2 protein-coding genes and 1 pseudogene are annotated in these 2356 nt (G+C 38.5%); 1 reads left to right on the forward strand and 2 read right to left on the reverse strand.

Annotation, left to right across the window (positions count from 1 at the left end; translation table 11 throughout):
- A pseudogene (locus tag MV589_RS01540) lies at positions 1-278 on the reverse strand (lipid-A-disaccharide synthase); the annotation flags it as partial.
- A gap of 48 nt (positions 279-326) precedes the next feature.
- On the opposite strand from MV589_RS01540, the gene MV589_RS01545 reads away from it, so the two are divergent.
- Entirely contained in the window at positions 327-1517 is a 1191-nt protein-coding gene (locus tag MV589_RS01545; protein ID WP_297431375.1) for an amidohydrolase family protein, read from the forward strand.
- Here MV589_RS01545 and mnmH read toward each other — a convergent pair.
- Positions 1491-2356: tRNA 2-selenouridine(34) synthase MnmH (gene mnmH / locus MV589_RS01550; protein ID WP_297431377.1), on the reverse strand; the 866-nt coding region annotated here is incomplete at its 5' end. The genes MV589_RS01545 and mnmH overlap by 27 nt on opposite strands.

Below are 2356 nucleotides of genomic sequence, written 5' to 3' on the forward strand. Positions count from 1 at the left end.
TTTGCAAGTGGGAGGTTGAACCCTGATGAGTCCATCAGTAATACTTTGTCTGCATCACGAGCGAGTTCTGTCATCTCATCAGCGAGTTTAAAGAAAAATCGCAGTTTTTTTAAGGCATCAACAAAGCCCATAATGGCAAGTGAGCGCAGATCGACTATGGGTTCTCCAAGTTCGCTGTTAAATATACCCATAAACTCCACATCATCACTCAGTTCGTCTTTAAGTGATTTAAGATGGACATTTGCGGAGTGTTCAAGTGCTGAGACAAGTAGTTTCATCGATATTCCTATGCTATAATTTCAACATTATATCGAAGGTGGTCTAAAATGCTTATATCAAATGCAGTGGTTTGTGATGTAAATGGTGAGAGAGAAGTTGATGTTAAAGTCGAAAATGGTGTTGTTGTTGCAATTGGTAAAGGCTTAAGTGACGATGAAGTCATAGATGCCAAAGGGGCGTATCTGCTTCCTAGCCTTGTAGATACGAATGTAAGAGTGTTTGACTCCTCCCTAAATGCAACGACTATTGCACGTATAGCAAAAGAGGCAAAAAAAGGTGGTGTGGGGCATGTTGTGCTCAATGCAGATACCAATCCTGCCATAGATAATGAAGTTGTCTTAGAATTTGCCCAAAACGGTATAAAAGAGATAACAAGGCCGGAGATAGACTTTATGCTTAATACCCTTAAAGACGATATGTCTCTATCAAACATTGCAATCCTCCTTAAAAAGGGGGCTATTGCACCTTATATGAGTACCATAGCTAAAAATAACATTGCTATTAAAATTGCTGAATATGTTGAAATGTACGGCGTGACACTTTTTTGTAAAGCAGAAGATAACTCTCTTATAAACGCAGGTGTTATGCTCGATGGTGATGTGAGCTCAAATCTTGGACTTGCGGGTATTCCAGAGCTTAGTGAAGTGCTGCATGTCTCTCGTATGATAGAAATAGCAAGATATTTTGACATTAAAATACTCTTCAAGTCCATCGCATCACCGCGTTCTGTTGAACTTATCAACAAAGCAAAAGAGGAGGGTGTTCAGGTAAGTTGTGAAGTCTCCATCCACCATCTACTTCAGTGTGATGCAGCTTGTAATGACTTTAATACCACTGCAAAACTTAACCCACCACTCGCATCAAAAGAAGATATGCTCTCCCTGCAAGCCGCACTTAAACGCAGTGAGATAGATATGCTGACAACACTGCACCAGCCATCTTCACCAGTTAATAAAGAGGTGGCATTTTTTGATGCTGCGTATGGTTGTGAAGCACTCAGTGATGCACTACCTCTGTACTACACAAAGCTTGTAAAGTCTGAAATGATAACAATGTCAGAGCTTGTAAAACTTACAGTAGAAAATCCTGCAAAAGCACTTGGTTACGAGGCTGGAGAGATAAAAGAGGGCGAAAAAGCAGACTTCATACTTTTTAATATTAACGAAAAATATGAAGTGAAAAATGCCCAATCCCTCTATAATGCAGAGGAGTTATTTGGCAGCGTTGCGTTTGTGTAAAAACTCTAAAATCTCAGCGTAATTTCCCTTAAAAATAATAGGGATTTTACTCTTTTGTATCTGGTAATCATACATTGGGTCATAATACTCGATAAGAAGTTTTTCTATAAGAGGTTTATATCCTTGTAGTGTATCATCTTCCAACTGCTTTTTTAAAGCATTTTCAAAAAGAATTTTCAGCTCTTTATGTCGCTTACTTCCTACTCTTTTTTGAATTCTATCGAGATTTTTTGCTATATTATCTGACCACTTTTGAATACCAGTATCATCATATTTTTCTATGTAACTACTGAGTGCATTTTCTATATACTCTTCAAATATAATTGCAACTCTTTGTTTAAGTGGCGTCTCAAGCAGTATGAGTTCACCATTCATAAAGTTTTCATAAATCTCTTTAGGAATGAAAATTCTTCCGACATTATGACTTTCATGCTCAATTATAAGCTCTTTAAAGCCTTTTGCTTGTAACTGAATAAGCGCATAAGCAAGGTCGTTTTCAAAGTTTATTTGTGTGGGTTGTTCGTTTACAAAGCCACCAAATGTTGAACCTCTATGGTGTGCCAAACCCTCAAGATCTATGGCATTGTCAAGCTCTTGAAGAAGTATAGTTTTTCCTGAGCCTGTACGCCCTCCGATGATGGTAGTTTTAAGCTCTTTACTTATGTCGAGACTCTCCTGAATCAAAAAGTTACGAAAGGCTTTGTAACCACCTTTAAGGCGAGTTATGTTTATGCCAACTTCCCCAAGCCACGCTTGAGCGATGCCTGAGCGTTGTCCACCACGAAAGCAGTATAAAAGGGCATTCGGATTTTTTTGCAGATAGTTTTTCCACTCTTGCA

This window comes from Sulfurimonas sp., assembly GCF_026991475.1.
Taxonomy (GTDB): domain Bacteria; phylum Campylobacterota; class Campylobacteria; order Campylobacterales; family Sulfurimonadaceae; genus Sulfurimonas.

Excerpts from the sequence above, each read along its gene's own strand:
- MV589_RS01545 (WP_297431375.1), top strand. The coding sequence starts at position 327 with ATGCTTATATCAAATGCAGTGGTTTGTGATGTAAATGGTGAGAGAGAA.